The organism is Mycobacterium kubicae (genome assembly GCF_015689175.1).
GTDB lineage: Bacteria > Actinomycetota > Actinomycetes > Mycobacteriales > Mycobacteriaceae > Mycobacterium > Mycobacterium kubicae.
The window spans coordinates 2088664-2107606 of record NZ_CP065047.1; the positions used below are offsets into that span (position 1 = coordinate 2088664).

Annotated in this window: 17 protein-coding genes and 2 pseudogenes; 9 read left to right on the forward strand and 10 right to left on the reverse strand. The window is 67.7% G+C overall.

What is annotated here, in order from left to right; genetic code table 11:
* The first annotated feature begins 208 nt into the window (after nt 1–208).
* The gene (locus I2456_RS09995) at nt 209–1672 is read left to right on the forward strand and encodes a cation:proton antiporter domain-containing protein (RefSeq protein ID WP_085073205.1); all 1464 of its coding nucleotides are present in this window, start codon (nt 209–211) and stop codon (nt 1670–1672) included.
* A 71-nt stretch (nt 1673–1743) separates the two neighbouring features.
* Nucleotides 1744–3663: a 1-deoxy-D-xylulose-5-phosphate synthase gene (dxs, locus tag I2456_RS10000; protein WP_085073204.1), complete on the forward strand. Its 1920-nt coding sequence runs from the start codon at nt 1744–1746 to the stop codon at nt 3661–3663.
* Here dxs and I2456_RS10005 read toward each other — a convergent pair.
* The 3 genes and pseudogenes from I2456_RS10005 to I2456_RS10015 all read right to left on the reverse strand — a co-directional run bounded on the left by I2456_RS10005 (nt 3660) and on the right by I2456_RS10015 (nt 6471).
* The gene (locus I2456_RS10005; protein WP_085073203.1) at nt 3660–4973 is read right to left on the reverse strand and encodes a ribonuclease D; all 1314 of its coding nucleotides are present in this window, start codon (nt 4971–4973) and stop codon (nt 3660–3662) included. The two genes, dxs and I2456_RS10005, sit on opposite strands and share 4 nt — an antisense overlap.
* Nucleotides 4973–5628 (reverse strand): annotated as a pseudogene (locus tag I2456_RS10010) (DUF3000 domain-containing protein). The gene I2456_RS10005 and the pseudogene I2456_RS10010 overlap by 1 nt, the downstream one beginning before the upstream one ends.
* A 36-nt stretch (nt 5629–5664) precedes the next feature.
* Nucleotides 5665–6471 (reverse strand): enoyl-CoA hydratase/isomerase family protein, encoded by an 807-nt coding sequence (locus I2456_RS10015; RefSeq protein WP_139823054.1) that lies wholly within the window; start codon nt 6469–6471, stop codon nt 5665–5667.
* A gap of 52 nt (nt 6472–6523) precedes the next feature.
* Between I2456_RS10015 and hemE the strand changes: the two genes are divergently transcribed.
* From hemE to I2456_RS10035, 4 genes are read left to right on the forward strand one after another with little or no spacing between them, the layout of a single operon-like run.
* Nucleotides 6524–7573: a uroporphyrinogen decarboxylase gene (gene hemE / locus I2456_RS10020; RefSeq protein WP_068025559.1), complete on the forward strand. Its 1050-nt coding sequence runs from the start codon at nt 6524–6526 to the stop codon at nt 7571–7573.
* Nucleotides 7570–8937: a protoporphyrinogen oxidase gene (locus I2456_RS10025; protein WP_082952043.1), complete on the forward strand. Its 1368-nt coding sequence runs from the start codon at nt 7570–7572 to the stop codon at nt 8935–8937. The genes hemE and I2456_RS10025 overlap by 4 nt, the downstream gene beginning before the upstream one ends.
* A 5-nt stretch (nt 8938–8942) precedes the next feature.
* Nucleotides 8943–9638 (forward strand): hydrogen peroxide-dependent heme synthase, encoded by a 696-nt coding sequence (gene hemQ, locus I2456_RS10030; RefSeq protein WP_068025565.1) that lies wholly within the window; start codon nt 8943–8945, stop codon nt 9636–9638.
* A complete protein-coding gene (locus I2456_RS10035) occupies nt 9635–10390 on the forward strand; it encodes a class I SAM-dependent methyltransferase (RefSeq protein WP_085073202.1) in 756 nt (251 codons plus the stop codon). Before hemQ ends, I2456_RS10035 begins: the two co-directional genes overlap by 4 nt.
* A 28-nt stretch (nt 10391–10418) precedes the next feature.
* On the opposite strand, the gene msrB is transcribed toward I2456_RS10035, so the two are convergent.
* The 4 genes from msrB to I2456_RS10055 are packed head-to-tail and all read right to left on the reverse strand — an operon-like array spanning nt 10419 to nt 14534.
* Nucleotides 10419–10829, reverse strand: a complete 411-nt coding sequence (gene msrB, locus I2456_RS10040; protein ID WP_163703852.1) for a peptide-methionine (R)-S-oxide reductase MsrB — start codon at nt 10827–10829, stop codon at nt 10419–10421.
* 11 nt (nt 10830–10840) lie between these two features.
* The gene (gene aftC, locus I2456_RS10045; RefSeq protein ID WP_085073200.1) at nt 10841–12151 is read right to left on the reverse strand and encodes an arabinofuranan 3-O-arabinosyltransferase; all 1311 of its coding nucleotides are present in this window, start codon (nt 12149–12151) and stop codon (nt 10841–10843) included.
* A gap of 22 nt (nt 12152–12173) precedes the next feature.
* Complete coding sequence (locus tag I2456_RS10050) at nt 12174–13751, reverse strand: alpha/beta fold hydrolase (RefSeq protein WP_139823053.1); 1578 nt, start codon at nt 13749–13751, stop codon at nt 12174–12176.
* Nucleotides 13752–13760: 9 nt separating this feature from the next.
* Entirely contained in the window at nt 13761–14534 is a 774-nt protein-coding gene (locus tag I2456_RS10055; protein ID WP_085073198.1) for a pyrimidine reductase family protein, read from the reverse strand.
* On the opposite strand from I2456_RS10055, the gene zapE reads away from it, so the two are divergent.
* Entirely contained in the window at nt 14533–15648 is a 1116-nt protein-coding gene (gene zapE / locus I2456_RS10060) for a cell division protein ZapE (RefSeq protein ID WP_085073197.1), read from the forward strand. The genes I2456_RS10055 and zapE overlap by 2 nt on opposite strands.
* On the opposite strand, the pseudogene I2456_RS10065 reads toward zapE, so the two are convergent.
* The 3 genes and pseudogenes from I2456_RS10065 to I2456_RS10070 all read right to left on the reverse strand — a co-directional run.
* Nucleotides 15632–16162, reverse strand: a pseudogene (locus I2456_RS10065) (GNAT family N-acetyltransferase); the annotation flags it as partial. The gene zapE and the pseudogene I2456_RS10065 overlap by 17 nt on opposite strands.
* Nucleotides 16155–16679, reverse strand: a complete 525-nt coding sequence (locus tag I2456_RS28410) for a hypothetical protein (protein ID WP_241007908.1) — start codon at nt 16677–16679, stop codon at nt 16155–16157. The pseudogene I2456_RS10065 and the gene I2456_RS28410, both read right to left, overlap by 8 nt.
* Nucleotides 16680–16759: 80 nt before the next feature.
* Nucleotides 16760–17503, reverse strand: a complete 744-nt coding sequence (locus I2456_RS10070) for a Clp protease N-terminal domain-containing protein (protein ID WP_085073195.1) — start codon at nt 17501–17503, stop codon at nt 16760–16762.
* Between the two features lie 99 nt (nt 17504–17602).
* Between I2456_RS10070 and I2456_RS10075 the strand changes: the two genes are divergently transcribed.
* Nucleotides 17603–17911 carry a DUF732 domain-containing protein gene (locus tag I2456_RS10075; protein WP_085073194.1) on the forward strand — a complete coding sequence of 103 codons (309 nt, stop codon included), beginning with the start codon at nt 17603–17605 and terminating at the stop codon, nt 17909–17911.
* A 76-nt stretch (nt 17912–17987) separates the two neighbouring features.
* Nucleotides 17988–18941: an alpha/beta fold hydrolase gene (locus I2456_RS10080; RefSeq protein ID WP_068025598.1), complete on the forward strand. Its 954-nt coding sequence runs from the start codon at nt 17988–17990 to the stop codon at nt 18939–18941.
* The last annotated feature ends 2 nt before the right edge of the window (nt 18942–18943 follow it).

Below are 18943 nucleotides of genomic sequence, written 5' to 3' on the forward strand. Positions count from 1 at the left end.
AAACCACCTGCCGGAGCGCAAGTACTGCACCACCAGCGCGACGGACGTCCTGCGAAAGGTTAGACTCCGTCGCGGAGTGCCGGGAAGTCTGGTCGGCGATGTCTTTGTCGACCGATCGAAAGGCTCTGGTGCCTACCACTGAACAACGGTCCACGACCGCGGGTGTGTGGCCAGTCGACCACGTTTGTGGTGAGCATGGGCCGATAACGTGAACGAGACTGCCCGATACGCGCTGATCGTCTTGTTCTGCAGTGCCGTCGGTTTGGTTGCAGTGCTGGCGAACCGGCTCACCGAGCGGGTGAAGGTGCCGGTGGCTGTGCTGGTTCTGGTCGGAGCCGCCGTGGCCGTGCACGCCGTGCCCGTCGTACAACCGCCTTCTGAGCGGACGGTGGAGCGGGTGCTCACCATCGCGCTGGTGCTGGTGCTGTTCGACGGAGGCATGCACATCGGTGTATCCCGCTTCCGCGCGGCAGCAGTCCCCATCCTGTCGGTCGGCGTCGTGGCAACCGGTGTGGTCGCCGGCGGCGCCGCCTTGCTGCTGCACTATGCGTGCGGAATCAGCTGGTATCTCGCGGTGCTCGTGGCCACGGCGGTGGCTCCCACCGATCCTGCCGTTGTGTTCTCTGTTCTGGGCAAACGTGAGATCGCCGGCCGCAGCAGCACGATCCTGGAGGGTGAGTCCGGCACCAACGATCCGGTTGGCATCTCCTTGATGGCCGGCCTGATCGCCGCCGGCGGTCTCAGCACTGCCGGATTCATCGACGTGGGAACGCAATTCCTGCTGCAAATGATTATCGGTGCGGTTGTCGGCGTGCTCGGCGGCCGAATGCTGCTGGCGTTCATGCGGCGCGTGGCATTGCCCAGCGAAGGCCTCTACGCGCTGCGGACGCTGGCATGCGCCCTGATGTTGTACGGCATCGCCACCCTGGCGCACGGCTCCGGCTTCTTGGCGGTGTTCGTCGCGGGCATCATGATCGGCGACGCTCGCGCGCCCTACAAGCCCGAGATCAAGCGCTTCCACGCCGCCCTGGCCGGGCTGGCCGAGATCGTCGCGTTCGCCGTTCTCGGCTTGACCGTCGACCTCCGCATGCTTGCTCATCCCGACGTCTGGGTTCCTGGGCTCATCCTCGGCGTGGGCCTCACGGCGCTGATTCGTCCGCTGGCGGTGAGCGCCTGCCTGGTGGGTGTGCAACTGCGGCGCAACGAACGCTTGTTCATCCTGTTCGCCGGTCTCAAGGGGGCGGTGCCGATCCTGCTCGGCGAGTTTCTGCGTGCCGCGCACGTCTCCGACGCCGAGCGCCTGTACGGCATCGTGGTGGTCGTCGTCATCTTCTCTGTGCTGGTGCAGGGCAGCTCGGTGCCCGGCGTCGCCAAGCTCCTGCAACTGCCCATGCGGACCGTGGAGACCCAGCCATGGCAGATCGGGGTCCGGCTCGCGGACGAACCCGAAGGGGTCCATCGCTTCAGCGTCGCCCCAGGTTCTGCTGCCCAGGGGTGCACGGTCGAGAGCTTGGGTGAGCGTGTCGGTGACATCTGGGTCAGCATCATCGTGCGCACGACCGGGCTGGTGGCGGTGCGCGGCGACACCGAACTGCAAGCCGGCGACGAGGTCGTCATATTGGCAGACCCGGAACTTCACGACACGCTTGCCGACCTGTTCGGCTCCTCGTAGCCGGTTGTGGTCAGTTACCGACCGCCGCCGCTGCGACCTGTCCACTTGCGCGCGCTGCGTAGACTGACGAGATGCTGGAACAGATCCGCGGACCCGCCGATCTGCAGCACCTTTCCCAACGGCAGCTACGCGACCTGGCTCAGGAGATCCGCGAGTTCCTGATCCACAAGGTCGCCGCCACGGGGGGACACCTGGGTCCGAACCTGGGCGTCGTCGAACTGACGCTGGCGCTGCACCGAGTGTTCGATTCTCCGCACGACCCGATCGTCTTCGACACCGGCCACCAGGCCTACGTGCACAAGATGTTGACCGGCCGCTGCCAAGACTTCGAAACGCTGCGCAAAAAGGGCGGCCTGTCGGGCTACCCGTCGCGCACCGAGAGCGAGCACGACTGGGTGGAATCCAGCCACGCCAGCGCCGCGCTGTCCTACGCCGACGGACTGGCCAAGGCGTTCGAGCTGACCGGGCACCGCAACCGGCACGTGGTCGCCGTCGTCGGCGACGGCGCGCTCACCGGCGGCATGTGCTGGGAGGCGCTCAACAACATCGCCGCATCGCATCGTCCGGTCGTCATCGTCGTCAACGACAACGGCCGCAGCTACGCACCCACCATCGGCGGGGTCGCCAACCACCTGGCCACCTTGCGGCTGCAACCGGCCTACGAACAATTGCTGGAGCGCGGGCGCGACGTCGTGCGCTCCGTTCCGGTGGTGGGCGAGGTCTGCTACCACCTGATGCACAGCGTCAAAGCCGGCATCAAGGATTCGTTGTCCCCGCAGTTGCTGTTCACCGACCTGGGGTTGAAATACGTCGGCCCGGTCGACGGCCACGACGAACGCGCGGTCGAGGTCGCGTTGCGCAGCGCGCGCGGCTTCGGCGGCCCAGTGATCGTGCACGTCGTCACACGCAAGGGGATGGGTTACGCCCCGGCCGAAGCCGACGAAGCCGAACAGATGCACTCCACGGTCCCGATCAACCCGCTGACCGGCGAAGTCACCACGATCGCCGGCCCGGGCTGGACGGCCACCTTCTCCGACGCGCTGATCGGCTATGCCCAGCGGCGGCGTGACATCGTCGCCATCACCGCGGCCATGCCCGGCCCCACCGGGCTCACCGCGTTCGGGCAGCGCTTCCCGGACCGGTTGTTCGACGTCGGCATCGCCGAACAACATGCGCTGACGTCGGCGGCCGGTTTGGCCATGGGCGGCCTGCACCCCGTCGTGGCGATCTACTCCACGTTCCTGAACCGGGCGTTCGACCAGATCATTATGGACGTGGCGCTGCACAAGCTGCCGGTCACCATGGTGCTGGACCGGGCCGGGGTCACCGGCTCCGACGGCCCCAGCCACAACGGCATGTGGGATCTGTCCATGCTCGGCATCGTGCCCGGCATGCGCGTAGCCGCGCCCCGCGACGGCACGCGCCTGCGGGAAGAACTCGGTGAAGCGCTCGACATCGACGACGGACCCACGGCGCTGCGATTCCCCAAAGGCGATGTGGGCGAAGACATTCCAGCCCTGGAACGGCGCGACGGCGTCGACATCCTGGCCGTACCGGCTGGCGGCTTGAACCACGATGTCCTGCTGGTGGCGGTGGGCGCGTTCGCGTCGATGGCCTTGGCGGTCGCCAAGCGGCTGCACAACCAGGGCATCGGCGTGACGGTGATCGATCCCCGCTGGGTGCTGCCGGTCTCCGACGCGGTGCGCGAACTGGCCGAGCAGCACAAGCTGCTGGTGACATTGGAAGACAACGGCGTCAACGGCGGCGTCGGGTCGGCCGTGTCGGCGGCGCTGCGCCGCGCCGAGGTGGACGTGCCATGCCGCGACGTGGGGCTGCCGCAGGATTTCTTCGAGCATGCATCGCGCGGAGAAGTGCTCGCCGGGCTCGGGCTGACCGATCAGGATGTCGCCCGCCGAATCACGGGATGGGTTGCGGCGCTTGGATCTTCGGTGACCGATTCCGAAGCGGAGCTGCGGGAGCCGCTCGACTAGTCGTCGGTGGGAACATCGGTGGCGACATTGGCGGCCTGCGATAGCGCCGTGGCCAACGGCGACACCACGAGTTCGCGTTGCCACGGTCGCGCTTGACCGGCCCGCAAGTACTCGGCCACCGCCTGTTCGGCGTCGCCGTCGTGCACCGAGTCCCAGTCCCAACACAGCCGTCGCACCAGATCCGGTGAGACCAGATTCTCCGTCGGCACGGTCACCCGTTGCGACACCTTCGCCAGGGCGGCGCGCGCCGCCTCCAGCCGGGCGGCCGCTTCGGGTTTGCGCCGGCCCCACCGCGCCGGTGGTGGCGGCGTGGTGGCCGGCTCGCCCTCGTCCGGTGGGTGCTGATTTTGGCGGGCCGCTTCCAGCGCCGATAGCCACATCGCCGCGCTGCGCCGCTGATTGCGCCCGCCGAACACCGGCAGCGCGACAAGATCCGCCACGGACTTGGGATCGGCGAGGGCGGCGTCGACGATGGCGGAGTCGGGCAGGATCCTTCGGGGCGCAATGTCGCGGCGCTGGGCGATGCGGTCGCGCATGGTCCACAGCTCGCGCACTGCCGCCAAGCCGCGCCGGTCATGGACGCGGTGGATACCCGACGTTCGCCGCCAGCGGTCTTTGCGGGCGGCCGCCGGAATGGCGGTGCGCAGATACTCGAATTCCTGTGCGGCCCAATCACTTTTGCCTTGCTCGGCCAACACCGCAGCGATCGCCGCGCGTAACTCGATGAGCAGTTCGACGTCCAGGGCCGCGTAGTTGAGCCACTCGATCGGCAGCGGGCGCTTGGACCAGTCAGCGGCACCATGTCCTTTGGCCAACCCGAAACCCAGCAGCCGCTCGACCATGGTGGCCAGGTTCACCCGTTCGAATCCGGCCAAGCGGCCGGCCAACTCGGTGTCATACAGCGCTGGCGGGTACATGCCGACCTCGGCCAGGCACGGCAGATCCTGATCGGCGGAATGCAGAATCCACTCGTCTTTGGCCAACACCTCGGCGACCGGAGCCAACACTGTCGGCCCATCACCGCCGTGGCTGACCGGGTCGATCAGCACAGTGCCCGCCCCGGCCCGCCGGATCTGGATCAAATAGGCCCGGTTGGAGTAGCGAAAGCCCGACGCCCGTTCGGCGTCCACCGCGAAGGGCCCATGTCCGCGGTCGAGCAGTGCGGCAGCCGCCTCGATCTGGCGTGCGCTGACCGAGAGGGCCGGTATCCCGTCGGCCGGGTGGACGAGTGGGACAGGAGTGGCCGGCGCGCTTTCGGCGCTTTCCGTGCTCTCCGTGCTGTCCGGCGGATTGGCCTCCGGTCCACCCATCAGGCCCGTGACCGCGAGCCCAGGTCGACGACGCCGGCCGGCGGCAGACCCGCGGCATGCTCGAGCACCCCGCAGAACGCTTCGACATGGCTGGAGACGTCGGGCGTGGTCGCCGTCCACGACGCCCGCAGCTCCAGCTGGTGCGCGCGCGGGGGCCCGGAGATGTCCCCATAACGCACCGACGTGGTCGCGGTGACCGTGCCGCCCAGCGCCGTCACCTGTTCGGTGCGGGACTCCAAAGCCTCGACCAGCCAGCTCCACGCCACCTCGGGCAGCAGCGGGTCGATCGCCTCGTGGGAGTCCAAATCGGCCTGCACGTAGGCGACCAGGCGGATGGTGCCGTCCCACGCGTCGGAGCCGTCCGGGTCGTACAGCAGAATCAGCCGGCCGAAGGCGTCACCTTCAGAGCGCTCCGGGACGATGTCGAGGTCGGGATGCTTGACCTCGGCTCCCAGCGCGTAGCTGTACGGCGCGAGCCGCTGAGGTGGACGAATGGGGCCGAGCTCGATCTCGGGCCGGACGGTCACGGCATTCATCGCCGCTACCGCCTCCCGGAAAGGAGCCGGTTCCGTAGAAGTCATGAGCGCCGCTCCTCCTCATCGCTGCGCTCAGCAGGGTCGTCGGGGCGGGTCACAACCACCGACGGTAGCGCCATCCTCCGACGCGGGTAATCAGGCGCGCCGAACCACCGCTAGCTGTCGGGGCCGTCAATAAACCGTGCTGGGCGCTTCTCCCGGTGGGCTGCCAGGCCTTCTCGGACGTCGGGCCCGCTGAAACCGATGAACTCCAAACCAAGCGACGTCTCGAAGGTAGGACCGAACATGCGGTACCAGTGGTTGAGGCTGCGTTTGGTCCAGCGAATGGCGGTCTGCGCGCCCTGAGCCAGCTTCTCGGCCAGCTGCGTCGCGGTGGCCAGCACCTCGTCGTCGTCCACGCAGGTCGACACCAGCCCGATCCGTTCGGCTTCCTCGCCGGACAGCGTTTCGCAGGTCAGCAGGTAGTACTTGGCCTTGGCCATGCCCACCAGCAGCGGCCAGCAGATGGCGGCGTGATCGCCGGCGGCCACCCCGAGTTTGGTGTGGCCGTCGATGATCTTGGCGTTTCGGCCCGCGACCGAGATGTCGGACAGCAACGCCACCACCAGGCCGGCGCCGACCGCGGGCCCGCGAATCGCCGACACCATCGGTTTGTCGAAGTTGACCAGGTTGAGCACCAGATCGCGGGCCTCCCGCATGATGCGAATGCGGCCCTCGAAGTCGCCCATCGTCTCCTCGATGAGATCGAAGCTGCCACCGGAGGAGAACGCTTTACCTTCACCGCGGACGAGGACCACCCGCACGGCCGGGTCGCGGTCGATCACCGGCCAGATGTCGGCTAGGTCTTGGTGCATCTGGGGTCCGACCGAGTTCAGCCCGGGAGCGTCCAGAACCACCTCGAGCACGCCGTTGTCGTGCGGTTCGCAGCGCAGGCTCGGGAAGTCGTCGTAGGAGAGTGGCACCGGGTCGATGTTACGCAGGTGCCGCTGACGCCTCGTGGCAGCATTGAAGCCAATGAGCAATCGTCGCGACCTTTCCCAGTCGCCGTATCTGGCCGCCGTCGCCGGCCGTAAGCCCAGCCGTATCCCCGTCTGGTTCATGCGGCAGGCGGGTCGCTCGCTGCCCGAATACCGGGCGCTGCGCGAGCGGCACAGCATGTTGGCGGCCTGCTTCGAACCCGAGGTCGCGTGCGAGATCACGCTGCAGCCGATCCGCCGCTACGGGGTCGACGCGGCGATCTTGTTTTCGGACATCGTCGTTCCGCTGCGCGCCGCCGGAATCGACCTGGACATCGTTCCCGACGTCGGACCGGTGATCGCCCAACCGATCCGCACCCAGGCCGCCATCGACGCCATGAAACCCGTTGACCGCCAAGCTATTCAGCCGATCGTCGCGGCCGTTGAGCTGTTGGTCGCGGCGCTGGGCGAGGTGCCGCTGATCGGGTTCGCCGGTGCGCCGTTCACATTGGCGTCCTACCTGGTGGAGGGCGGACCCAGCCGCAATCACGCCCGCACCAAAGCGATGATGCTGGCCGAGTCGGCGAGTTGGCATGCGTTGATGACGAAGCTCACCGACCTCACCATCGCGTTTCTGCGCAGCCAGATCGACGCCGGGGTGGACGCCATCCAAGTGTTCGACTCGTGGGCCGGGACGCTGTCGCTCGCGCAGTATCGGCAGTACGTGCTGCCACACAGCACGCGGGTGTTCAGCACGCTGGCCGAATACGGCGTACCGATGACGCACTTCGGGGTCGGCACGGCCGAGCTGCTGAGCGCGATGTCGCAGGCCGGGGCGAACGTCGTCGGCGTGGACTGGCGCACCGCGCTGGCCGACGCCGCGACCCGGGTTCAGCCGGGTACCGCTTTGCAAGGCAACCTCGATCCGGTGGTGGTGCTGGCGGGCTGGCCGGCGGTGGAAGGCGCGGCCCGCGCTGTGGTCGACGACGGACGCCGAGCCGTCGACGCGGGGGCTGCCGGTCACGTGTTCAACCTGGGGCACGGGGTGTTGCCGGAGACCGACCCGGGCGTACTGACCGAGTTGGTGGCGTTGGTGCACTCGCTGTGACGGCTTCGTATTGCGTTGTGGGCGGCGGTATTTCGGGGCTCACTGCGGCGTATCGACTTCGGCTGGCGGCCGGGGCCGACGCGCGGATCACGTTGTTCGAACCGGGCGACCGACTCGGCGGGGTGCTGCGCACCGACCTGGTCGGGGGACAACCGATGGAGTTGGGTGCCGAAGCCTTCGTGCAACGCCGCCCGGAAATGCCTGCGCTGCTGGCCGAACTGGGCCTGGCCGACCGCCAGCGCACCACCACCGGCGCGCGACCCCTGATCTACAGCCAGGGCCGATTGCACCCGCTGCCGACGGGCACGGTGGTCGGAATCCCGTCGTCGGCCGCCGCGATGGCCGGTCTGGTCGACGAGGAGACCGTGGCCCGCATCGACGCCGAGCCGGGCCGCCCGTTGCGATGGGAGCCGGGCAGTGACCCGTCGGTCGCGGAGCTGGTGGCCGATCGGTTCGGCGAGCAGACCGTGGCGCGGTCGGTGGATCCGCTGCTGAGCGGGGTGTACGCCGGTTCGTCGGCGACGATCGGGCTGCGCGCGGCCGCGCCGAGTGTGGCCGCGGCACTGGACCGCGGCGCGACCAGCTTGACCGATGCGGTCCGCCAGGGCATGCCGCCGGCCACCGGCGCCCCGGTCTTCGGCGCGCTGGACGGCGGCTACCAGCTGCTGATCGAGGAGTTGGTGCGGCGCAGCCGGCTGCAGTGGGTGCACGCCGCGGTGACAAAGCTGGCGCCGGGTTGGGTGGTGCACGACGACACCGGCGCCCGCTGGCACGCCGATGCGGTGATCCTCGCGATCCCCGCGGCTCGGCTGGCGCGCCTGGTCGAGGGACTCGACGTCGCGGGCACCGCAGCCGCTGCCGCCCGGGTGGTGAGCGCCTCGTCGGCGGTGGTGGCGCTTGCGGTGCCCGCCGACACCCCGTTCCCGCAGAACTCCGGTGTTCTGGTGGCCAGCGGAGAGCCGTTGCGCGCCAAGGCGATTACGCTGTCGTCGCGCAAATGGGGCGGATCCAGTGACGTGCAGTTACTCCGATTGTCCTTCGGGCGCTTCGGTGACCAGGTGGCGGCGACGACCTCGGACGACCAGTTTCTGTCCTGGGCGGTCGAGGATTTGGCCACCGTGTTCGGTGTCGCGGTGGAGCCCGTTGACATGCGGGTGCAGCGCTGGATCGACGCGATGCCCCAGTACGGGCCGGGTCATGCGGCTCTGGTTGCCGACCTGCGCGCCGGGCTGCCCCCGACGCTGGGCGTGGCCGGCAGCTATCTGGACGGCATCGGCGTGCCGGCCTGTATCGGGGCGGCCGGCCGCGCCGTCACCAGCGTCATCGAGGCCTGCCAGGGCCCGGCCGCGGAAGTGGCACGATAGAAGCCATGGCCCGCCTCGATTTCGACGCTCTCAACGCCACCGTTCGGTACCTGATGTTCTCGGTGTTCTCGGTGCGGCCCGGCGAGCTCGGTGACCAGCGCGACGCCGTGATCGACGACGCCGCCACGTTCTTCAAGCAGCAGGAGGAACGCGGCGTCGTGGTGCGCGGCCTCTACGATGTGGCCGGCCTGCGCGCCGACGCCGACTTCATGATCTGGACCCATTCCGAGCGGGTGGAAGCCCTGCAAGCCACGTACGCCGACTTCCGGCGCACCACCACGCTGGGACGCGCGTGCACGCCGGTGTGGAGCAGCGTGGCGCTGCACCGGCCGGCCGAGTTCAACAAGAGCCACATCCCGGCGTTCCTGGCCGGCGAGGAGCCCGGCGCCTACATCTGCGTGTATCCCTTTGTGCGTTCTTATGAGTGGTATCTGTTGCCCGACGAGGAACGCCGCCGCATGCTCGCCGAGCACGGCATGGCGGCCCGCGAATACAAGGATGTGCGCGCCAACACGGTGCCCGCCTTCGCGCTGGGTGACTACGAGTGGCTCCTGGCCTTCGAGGCTCCCGAGCTGCACCGCATCGTCGACCTGATGCGCGAGCTGCGCGCCACCGACGCCCGCCGGCATACCCGGGAGGAGACGCCGTTCTTCACCGGGCCGCGGGTGGGCGTCGAGCAGTTGGTGAGCGCCCTGCCATGACCAATCCTCAGTTCGATCCCACCGACCCGACCCGGTTCGAGGAGATGTACCGCGACGAGCGGGTCTCCCACGGCTTGCCCGCAGCGACACCGTGGGACATCGGCGGTCCGCAGCCCGTCGTTCAGCAGCTTGTCGCCGTCGGCGCTGTCAAGGGCGAGGTGCTCGACCCCGGCACCGGACCCGGTCACCACGCGATCTATTACGCGGCCAAGGGATATTCGGCCACCGGCATCGACGGCTCGGAGGGCGCGATCGAGCGCGCCCGCGACAACGCGCGCAAGGCCGGGGTATCGGTGGACTTCCAGGTTGCCGACGCCACGAAGCTCGACGGGTTCGACGGCCGCTTCGACACCGTCATCGACTGCGCCTTCTACCACACCTTCAGCACCGAACCGGAATTGCGGAAGTCCTATGTGCAGGCGCTGCACCGGGCCACCAAACCCGGCGCGCGGCTGTACATGTACGAGTTCGGCGAACACAACGTCAACGGGTTCACCATGCTGCGATCGTTGTCGCAGAGCGACTTTCGAGACGTGCTACCTCTAGGCGGTTGGCAGATTACCTATCTGGGACAGACCACGTATCAGGTCAACATCAGCGCGGAGTCAATCCAGATGATGGCCGCGCGCAATCCCGATATGGCTGAGCAATCCGAGGAATTGTTGGCGCGATTCCGGGCCATGGAGCCGTGGTTGGTCAACGGCCGGGTGCACGCGCCGTTCTGGGAAGTGCACGCCACCCGGGTGGACTGACACTTTCGCCCCACCCGCCCCGTGGCGGCTACGCGCCTGCCGGGACCAAGCGCAGCGAAATCGAGTTGATGCAGTAGCGCTGGTCCGTCGGCGTCGGGTAGCCCTCGCCTTCGAAGACGTGGCCCAGATGGCTGTGGCAGTTGGCGCACAACACCTCGGTGCGCTTCATCCCCAAGGAATTGTCGGACCGCAGGATCACCGCGTCGGAGTTCGCCGTGTCGAAGAACGACGGCCAGCCGCAGTGCGACTCGAATTTCTCTGTGCTGCGGAACAATTCGGCGCCGCATGCCCGACACTGGTAAACGCCTTCGGTCTTGGTGTCGGTGTACTCGCCGGTGAAGGGCCGCTCGGTGCCGGCGCGGCGCAACACCTGGAATTCCTCCGGAGTCAGCTTCCGGCGCCACTCGTCATCGGATAGTGCGAGTTTGGGGCGCGACAAGTCGGGGGTGCTCATGCATCCACGCTAGCGCGCTCACCCTTGACCGTCAGCCACGCCGGGTCGATGCCCTCGTCTAACCGGTTCTCCTCCTTGGCATCCAGATACCGGAAGTACAGCACCGTGAACGTCACGATCAGCAGCAGCGACCAGCCGTAGGTGATCTTCAGGTATTCCAGCGCGCGACCCCAGCGCATCCAGTGGAACAGCAGCCAGCGATCCAGCGTCATGAACCCGTAGATGCCCAGCCACGCCGGCCAATTGCGGATCACCGAATTGGGCAGCACCACCGTCATCAAGAACGGGAACAGCATCATCGAGTAGTAGCCCTGGGCCAGCGACAACGCCAGCCACGACCACAGCAACAGCACACCGGAGGACGTGGTGAACCAGAACAACGGGTCACGGGTGCGGTAGTAGCGGTACAGCAGCCACAGCGCGCCGGCGGCCAGGACGGTGAACAGCAGCCGCAGGAACACGATCAGCCAGGTCGGCAGGCCGAAGTAGACGCCGTTGCCCTCGATCGAGCTGTTGAAGTAATCCCGGGTGCCCAAGATGTAGGGCAGTGTGCGGGTGAAGAAGTTCATCGGGTCGCTCACCAGCGGCAGCGCCGCCAAGTTCAAGACCAGGGGAATCACCAACGCGGTGATCAGGGCCCGCCACTGGCGGTTCAGCAGCGGCAGTAACAACAGCGGGCCGAGCAGCGGTTTGAGCACCAGCGTCAGACCGATGGCCAGCCCCGCCCACCACTGCCGGCTGGCCCGCCCGTCCAGCAACCAGCGGATGAACAGCACTTCCAGCAGCAGGATGCAGCCGTTGATGTTGGTGAACACCAGCGTGTTGGTGACCGTCTCGGTGCAGAACATGGCCAGGATCAGCGCCGGTGCGGCCACCGAGGACACCGCGAGATGGAACATCCGCAGCAGCAGGTAGGCGGCGAGCAGGATGGCCACGGTGTTGATCGAGATGAACAGATAGCGCGACGGCGCGAACGGCAGGTACCCGAACGGCGCCATCAGCAGCGTGCCGCCGGGCGGATACAAATAGTGCGGGTCGACGTAATCGAAATGCTCGTTGTAGATGTCCCAGCCCTGCCGGAAGTTCAGGGCCGCGCGGTACACCGGCTTGAAGTCGTCGGTGATGTTGCCGTTTGTGGTCAACACGATGCTGCGGTGCAGCACCGACAGGATGGCCGCCGGCCACAGCGCGGAACGCAGGATGGTCGCCGCGCTGGGTGTGCTGGTGCGGGGACGGAATGCGGCCTGCAACGAATCGCGCAAGCCCGTTTTGGTCGAGTCAGCTGCCGTCACCAGCGCACCGTACACCGGCGCGATCGGCGGTGAACTGTCAGGCGGGACAGTAGGTGTCAGTGCCGGGCAGTTTCCCGGAATCGAGATATCCGACCATCGGCGGCACCGCGCACGACGAATAAATGCTGGCGCCGTGGCCGATCCCTTGCCACATCACGCGCTTGCTCGCGGCGTTGGCGTTGATGATCGTCGCGGCTGTGGCGGCGACACCTTCGTTGCCGACGATCGGGTCGTTCTGCACACCGAGCAACAGCACGTCGATCTTCAGCTCTTTGGGTGCTTGCGCCGGCTGACCGGTCGGCCAATGGACGCATTTGACCAGGTTGAGGGCGGCGATCGTGCCGAACTGCGGGTACAGCTTTGCCCAGGCGACCACCAGCTCGCGCACCCGGTCCGGGGTGGGGCGGTTGATCGCGTCGCTGCAGTCGTTGACGAACTGTCCGTCGGTGTCCTGGGTGGCCTGGGCGCGGTTGATCAGGTTCGACAGCTGGTTCATGTCGCCGGAGCGCGCGGCGGCCAGTGCGTTGGCCAGGCTGGTGGTGTTGCCGGCGCGATCACCGGTGGGGAAGCCCAGCGCGGTGGTGAGCGCGTTGGCGATGGACGCCGCCGACACCCGGTCGGCGCCCCCGTTGGACTTCGCGGCGGTGAGCAGCGCGCTCACCGCACCCTTCGGATCGGGGCCCAGTGCGCAGTTGACCGCGACGCATTGCGCGGCGAACGCGTCGAGTGCGGCCTGCTGGCCCTTGACCTGCTGCTCTGCGGCGGCTTCGGCGCTGGCCCCCAGCGCCACCGGCGAATCCATGATCAGCCGGGCCACCTTGTCGGGACGAGAGCCGGCGTAGGCCAACGCCACCTGCGCGCCGTTGCCGATGCCCACCAGGGCCAGGGCCGGGACGTCCCACAGGTTGCGCAGCCGCTCGATATCGGAGGCGGCGTGTCCGTTGTCGTAGGCGGAGGCGCCCGGCGAGATGGCGTCGGTGCAGTTGGTGGTGGCGGTGTTGGAGATGTCAGACAGATTGGCCACCGGGTCGTCGCCGGTCTGGAACTGCGCCTGGTCACGCATCTCTTCGCGGTCCAAGCGGTCGCGGCAGTCGATCGGACTCGACATACCCATGCCGCGGCGGTCGATCGCGACGATGGGGTGGCTCTTGAGGACGTCACTGCCCGCGTGGGCGAGCCACACCGGCAGCTGCGTCGACGACGGCACGTCCGAGCCGGTGGTGAAGACCAGCGGACCGGCGTCTTTCGGGGTCTGGGGCGAGCGGGCCCGGACCACGCCGATGGTGACCGAACCGGAGCCGCCGTTGACCGGGTCCAGGTCGGCGTCGAAGTTGGCGCACTCCAATTTGACGCCCGCGGCGGCGGGCACTCCGGCGTCCGAGGTGACCCGCGACGTGCAGTCGCGCCAGGACAGGTCGTTCTTGGGTGCCGCGATCGGCGGGGGGCCGTGCGGCGCGGGGGTCGAGGTGGGCACGCCCTGCGGGCGCGCGCCGGAATTGGTGGCGAAACGCGGGTTGGCGCCCAGGACCGGGACGCAGCCGGCCAGCACCACGGACACCGCGACCAGGATCGTGGCCGAGGTAATGCGCCGACTCATGCCGACCACAGTAGCCACCCCCTCCGACTACGCCTTGACGTAGCGGGTGTAGAGGTAGCCCGCGTCGTTGGTCAGGACGTGCGCGCAGCGCATGCGCGTCATCAGTTGTCCGGAGCCGGTCACGATGCGGCGCGAGCGTCCGCCGACCAGGCAGGGCGCGACGGTCAGGCACAGCTCGTCCAGCAGGTCGCGGTCGACGAGCGCGCCCAGCAACATGGGCCCGCCCTCGGTCAGCACTCGCCGCAGCCCGCGCCTCTCGAGAGTGGACAGGACGAGGCGCTCGTCGACCCGTCCCGGATCGTCACCGGAGCAGTCGATCGCCTCGGCGGATCCGCCCAGTCGGCGGCGGGTCTCGGCGAGGGCCGCGGTGCAGGTGAGGACCAACGGCGGCACTTCGGTACGGGTGAACACCGGCAGGTCCCGGTCCAGCAGACCCGTCTTGGTGACGATCGCCAGCGGCGGCACCTCTGGCTGCTGGCGCGCCTGCCGTTGCTGGCGCTCGACGACGCCCAGGTGCGCGCCGGAGTAGCCCTCGGTGCGTACCGTTCCCGCGCCGACCACGATGACGTCAGCCAAGCCGCGCAGCGTATTGAAGATCAGCCGATCAGCCGCGTCACCCATCGCGCCGCTGGTGCCATCGACGGTGGCCCCGCCGTCCAGGCTGGCGATGAAGTTGGCTCGCACCCAGGTGCCGTCGTGGCGCGCCGGATAGTCGTAGAGCCGGGCGAGTTCGCCGTCGCCGACTTCGCGGCCCGATCCGAGCAGGGTCAGGGAGAGACCGCCGGCCGCCGAATCGGGCATGAGTTCGATTGCAGCACGTCGCTACAGTGCGAGCATGCCTGGGTCCACCTCTGCGACGGGTTCCGCCGAGGTGGCCCACCTGGTGGATCGGCGTCCGACGGTGTCGCCGGAGCGGCTGATTTCGCAGCTGCGTCCACCGCCCACCTTCGCCGCGGTCAGTTTCGACACGTATCGTCCCGATCCGGCCGAGCCCACCCAGGCCGCCGCCGTCGTCGCCTGTCAAGACTTCTGCCGGCAGGCCGTCGAACGTCGGGCCGGTCGCAAGCGGCTCTTCGGCAAACGAGCGACGCTGCCCGGCGTCGGGCTCTATCTGGACGGTGGATTCGGGGTGGGCAAGACCCATCTGTTGGCGTCGTCCTACTACCAATTGCCCGGCGAGGGGCCCGACGCGCCAGAACATCCCAAGGCGTTCGCGGCCTTCGGCGAGCTGACGCAGCTCGCCGGGGTGTTCGGATTCGCCGAATGCATTGAGCTGCTGGCGAATTACACCGCGGTGTGCATCGACGAGTTCGAGTTGGACGATCCCGGCAACACCACGCTCATCTCGCGGCTGCTTTCGTCGCTGGTGGAACGCGGAGTGTCGGTGGCCGCGACGTCGAACACGCTGCCCGAGCAACTCGGGGAGGGCCGCTTCGCCGCTCAGGACTTTCTGCGTGAGATCAACACGCTGGCAAGCATTTTCACCACCGTACGCATCGAAGGGCCGGACTACCGGCATCGCGGGTTACCGCCGGCCCCCACGCCGCTGGCCGACGAGGAGGTCACCGGGCGCGCCGCGACCGTGCCCGGCGCCACCCTGGACGACTTCGACGCGCTGTGCGCCCATCTGGCCACGATGCACCCGTCGCGGTATCTGACGTTGATCGAGGGCGTCACCGCGGTGTTCATCACCGGTGTGCACAGAATCGACGACCAGAATGTGGCGCTGCGGTTGGTGGCGCTCACCGACCGCCTCTATGACGCCGGCATTCCGGTGGTGGCATCCGGGGCGACGCTTGACACGATCTTCAGTGAGGAGATGCTGGCCGGGGGGTACCGAAAGAAGTATCTGCGGGCCACTTCTCGGTTGTTGGCGCTGACTGCGGTTGATCCGACCGGACCCGCCGCACCATGACGTAGTCGTTCTCCAGCCCGGCGCCCAGCTGAAACGTTCTGGTACCAGTGATCGCAAAGCCGCTCTTGGCGTAAAAGCGTTGTGCCCGAAAGTTTTCCTGATTGACACCCAGCCACACGGACCGGACCTCCCAGTCGGTGACGGCGCTCAGCGCGGCGCCCATCAAGGCGGATGCTGCTCCGGTGCCGTGAAAGTCGCTGAGCACGTAGATCTTCGACAATTCGGCCGTGGGGCGCAATTGAACGGCGCGCTGAATGTCGGGGTCATCGGAGACGCCGCGAATCAACATGACATAACCGACGATCCGGCCGTCGTGGTGTGCGGTGAGAACTGCCCGTTGCGGGTCGCAAAGATATTCCGCGAAGCGGGCCGCCGACAGGTTGGCCGCGACGAAAGCGGAGATGTTCTCCGGTGTCGCCGACGGGGGACAGGCTAGCGGAAAGCACTGTGCGGCAACCGTCGCCAGTTCCTCGACGGCGTCGGCCGTCGCACGGTCTACGTACAGGTCACAGATTCCACTGCGCGAGGTGCTCACCGGTGTTCTTATCCAGCAACACAACGACGGAAACCGGGTCGCGGTAGGCGTCCCAATACACACCGCCACGCACGATGGCACCTTGTGGCGCGTTGACCAAGACGTTGTCCAGCGCGTCGGGGGCATCCGAGGCGCGTGGCTTGTATGCGTCAGCGAACGGTGTCACGCCGTTGAAGGCGAAGTGGGTCGCCATGATGAAGGAGTTGGGGACGCGCACCGAGCGCACCGTCACGTCGGCGCGATTGACCGAACTACCCGGCAAGCTTTTGACCGGCACTCCGCTGCGCGTGTAGCCGAATCCCGGTGGCGGGTCGCATGGCGCGACGCTGCTGACCGTCACGTCCGCGACGTAGGTGCCGGTGTCCACCCGCAGGGTGTCTCCGATGTGGCCGATGGGTGCGTCGCCGGCCCAGGCGCGCGGGATGGCAACGTCGGCCGCCGAAACGCCGGCAGCGGCGACCAACAACGTGGACAAGACGATTAGCCAGCGGTGCACCTGTTGCCTCCTCGGCTCCCTTTTCCGGGACCCTCGCATGATTGCACACGCCCTCGCGGGAAGGGGAGGGGTTGGCGCTCTCAGGTAGCGCCAGCGTCCGGACTGCCCGCCTCGCCGGTCAGCGATTCCAGCGCGGCGACGAGGTCGGTCTCGACGCGTTCCTTGTGGACGCCGGATCGGTGCAGCGGGCCGGCGCCGTCCTCGAGTTCCAGCAGCGCCAGCAGTAGGTGCTCGGTGCCGATGTAGTTGTGCCCCAGCCGAAGTGCTTCTCGGAAGGTCAGCTCCAGCACTTTGCGAGCCGGGCCGCTGAACGGGATGAGGGCGGGAGTCTGGGCCGCGGCCGGGGGCAGGGTGACGGCCGCTTTGAGCGCCTCGGTGTCGATCTGCTGGGCATGCAGCAGCACGGTGGCCAGGGCGGCGGGATCACTGAGCACACCCAGCAGCAGGTGGTCCTGAGTGATTTCGTCATTGCCGGCGTCGTGCGCAACATTTTGGGCAGCGACCACCGCGTTGCGGGCCCGGGGAGTGAACCGCCCAAAGCCTTGATTCGGGTCTAGCGTGGTGGCCTCGGCTCGTGGGACGAATCGCTTTTGCGCGGCTTGCTTGGTGACGCCCATCGCCTTGCCGATCTCGGTCCACGACGCCCCGGACCGGCGAGCCTGATCGACGAAGTGGCCGATCAAGTGATCGGCGACCTCGCCCAGACTCTCAGCCGCCAACACCGCGTCGGCGAGTTGATCCAGCGCATCGGTGTGCACGTGCTTGATGGCGTTGATCAGTTCGTCGAGCCGGACGGGATGGGCGATTTTCGTGGGGTCAACCATGGCGTCAACGGTAGGTTGACGACCGATGGTGTCAACCCGGAGTTGACGTTCGTCGTCTCGAGATGCGAAGTGTTCGGTGCAGTGCGACGATTTGGGCCCATGAGGCTTCTGCCCCCGCTAGCTGCCGCGATCGGGTTGATCGCACTCGCCGGACCCGCCCAGGCCGACAGCACCGACGACCTCTTCCTCGCTTCGCTGCGCGCGGCCGGCATCAAATTTCAGGACCCCAGCCGCGCCGTCAGTGCCGGCAAGTACGTATGCACGCTGGTCGACCAAGGCAAGAAGGGAATGGAAGTCGTCAATACCGTCCAATCCCAGAATCCGGCGGTCGACCAAGAAGTCGCCGCCAAGTTCACCGCGATCGCGGCCAATGCCTACTGTCCGAAGGCCATTTCGGGCGGTTCCTAGCCGGGCGGACTTCCCGTGTACGTCGGCATCGGTAACCTGACGCCCACAGTGTTGCGTCGGCACATGGAGGTGCGCGATGAGGGCCGTGGCCATGGGTGCGGTATTGACCGGTCTTCTGGGTTGGGGCGGTGCGCGAGCGCTGGTCGCGCAGATCGAACGCAACCCCGATCCCTTTCCGCCCGAACGGCTTCGGGTCGAACCCGAGGGCGAGGAGGTCCGCATCACCCGGCCAGACGGGACGGTGCTGTGGGCGCTGACCGCCGGCCAAGGACCGCCGGTCGTCTTGGTGCACGGTTACACCGCGTCGGTCGTCGAGTGGAACATCGTCTGGGAGGAATTGCTGTCGCGGGGTTATCGCGTCATCGCCTTTGACCAGCGCGGCCACGGACGGTCCACGCTGGGCTCCGACGGTATCGGCTCGCAGCCCATGGCGGCCGACCTCGCCGCGGTCCTGCGGCACTTCGAGGTGCGCGACGGGGTCCTCGTCGGGCATTCGATGGGCGGGTTCATCTCCATTCGCGCGGTGCTCGATGACCCTAACCTCGCCGAGCGCCTGCGCGGCCTGGTCCTGTTTGCGACCTGGGCGGGCCGCATCCTGGAGAACGCGCCGCAGAACCGGCTACAGATCCCGCTGCTGCAGTTCGGGATTCTGCAACAGCTCATCCGTTTCAAGACCATCGCCGTGCTCTTCCTGGCCGCACAGTGCGGGAAGCGGCCCTCCCCGGCGATGGTGTCGGTGTTCGAGCAGTTCTTCAAGCAGCATCTCGACCAGCATGGGCCGCTGCTGCCGATCGTGCGCGCGTTCTCCCGCGAGGACCGCTATCCGAGGCTGGGCGAGATCGCGGTGCCGACCGTGGTGATGGTTGGAGCCGCGGACCGCACGACGCCGCCGCACCATTCGCGCCGGCTGGCCGAGGGCATCCCTGGCGCCCGACTCGTCTCGATTCCCGAAGCGGGACACCTGCTGAACTGGGAGGCGCCGAACGAATTGGTCGAGGTCATCGAATCGTTCTACGCGGCGCAGTCCTAGGT

Bases quoted from the DNA above. Each gene is read 5' to 3' on its own strand.
- I2456_RS10035 (WP_085073202.1), top strand. From the start codon at position 9,635: ATGACCAATCCTCAGTTCGATCCCACCGACCCGACCCGGTTCGAGGAG.
- zapE (WP_085073197.1), top strand. From the start codon at position 14,533: ATGAGTTCGATTGCAGCACGTCGCTACAGTGCGAGCATGCCTGGGTCC.
- I2456_RS10070 (WP_085073195.1), bottom strand. From the start codon at position 17,503: ATGGTTGACCCCACGAAAATCGCCCATCCCGTCCGGCTCGACGAACTG.
- dxs (WP_085073204.1), top strand. From the start codon at position 1,744: ATGCTGGAACAGATCCGCGGACCCGCCGATCTGCAGCACCTTTCCCAA.
- hemQ (WP_068025565.1), top strand. From the start codon at position 8,943: ATGGCCCGCCTCGATTTCGACGCTCTCAACGCCACCGTTCGGTACCTG.
- I2456_RS10055 (WP_085073198.1), bottom strand. From the start codon at position 14,534: ATGCCCGATTCGGCGGCCGGCGGTCTCTCCCTGACCCTGCTCGGATCG.
- hemE (WP_068025559.1), top strand. From the start codon at position 6,524: ATGAGCAATCGTCGCGACCTTTCCCAGTCGCCGTATCTGGCCGCCGTC.
- I2456_RS10080 (WP_068025598.1), top strand. From the start codon at position 17,988: ATGAGGGCCGTGGCCATGGGTGCGGTATTGACCGGTCTTCTGGGTTGG.
- I2456_RS10075 (WP_085073194.1), top strand. From the start codon at position 17,603: ATGAGGCTTCTGCCCCCGCTAGCTGCCGCGATCGGGTTGATCGCACTC.
- I2456_RS10005 (WP_085073203.1), bottom strand. From the start codon at position 4,973: ATGGGTGGACCGGAGGCCAATCCGCCGGACAGCACGGAGAGCACGGAA.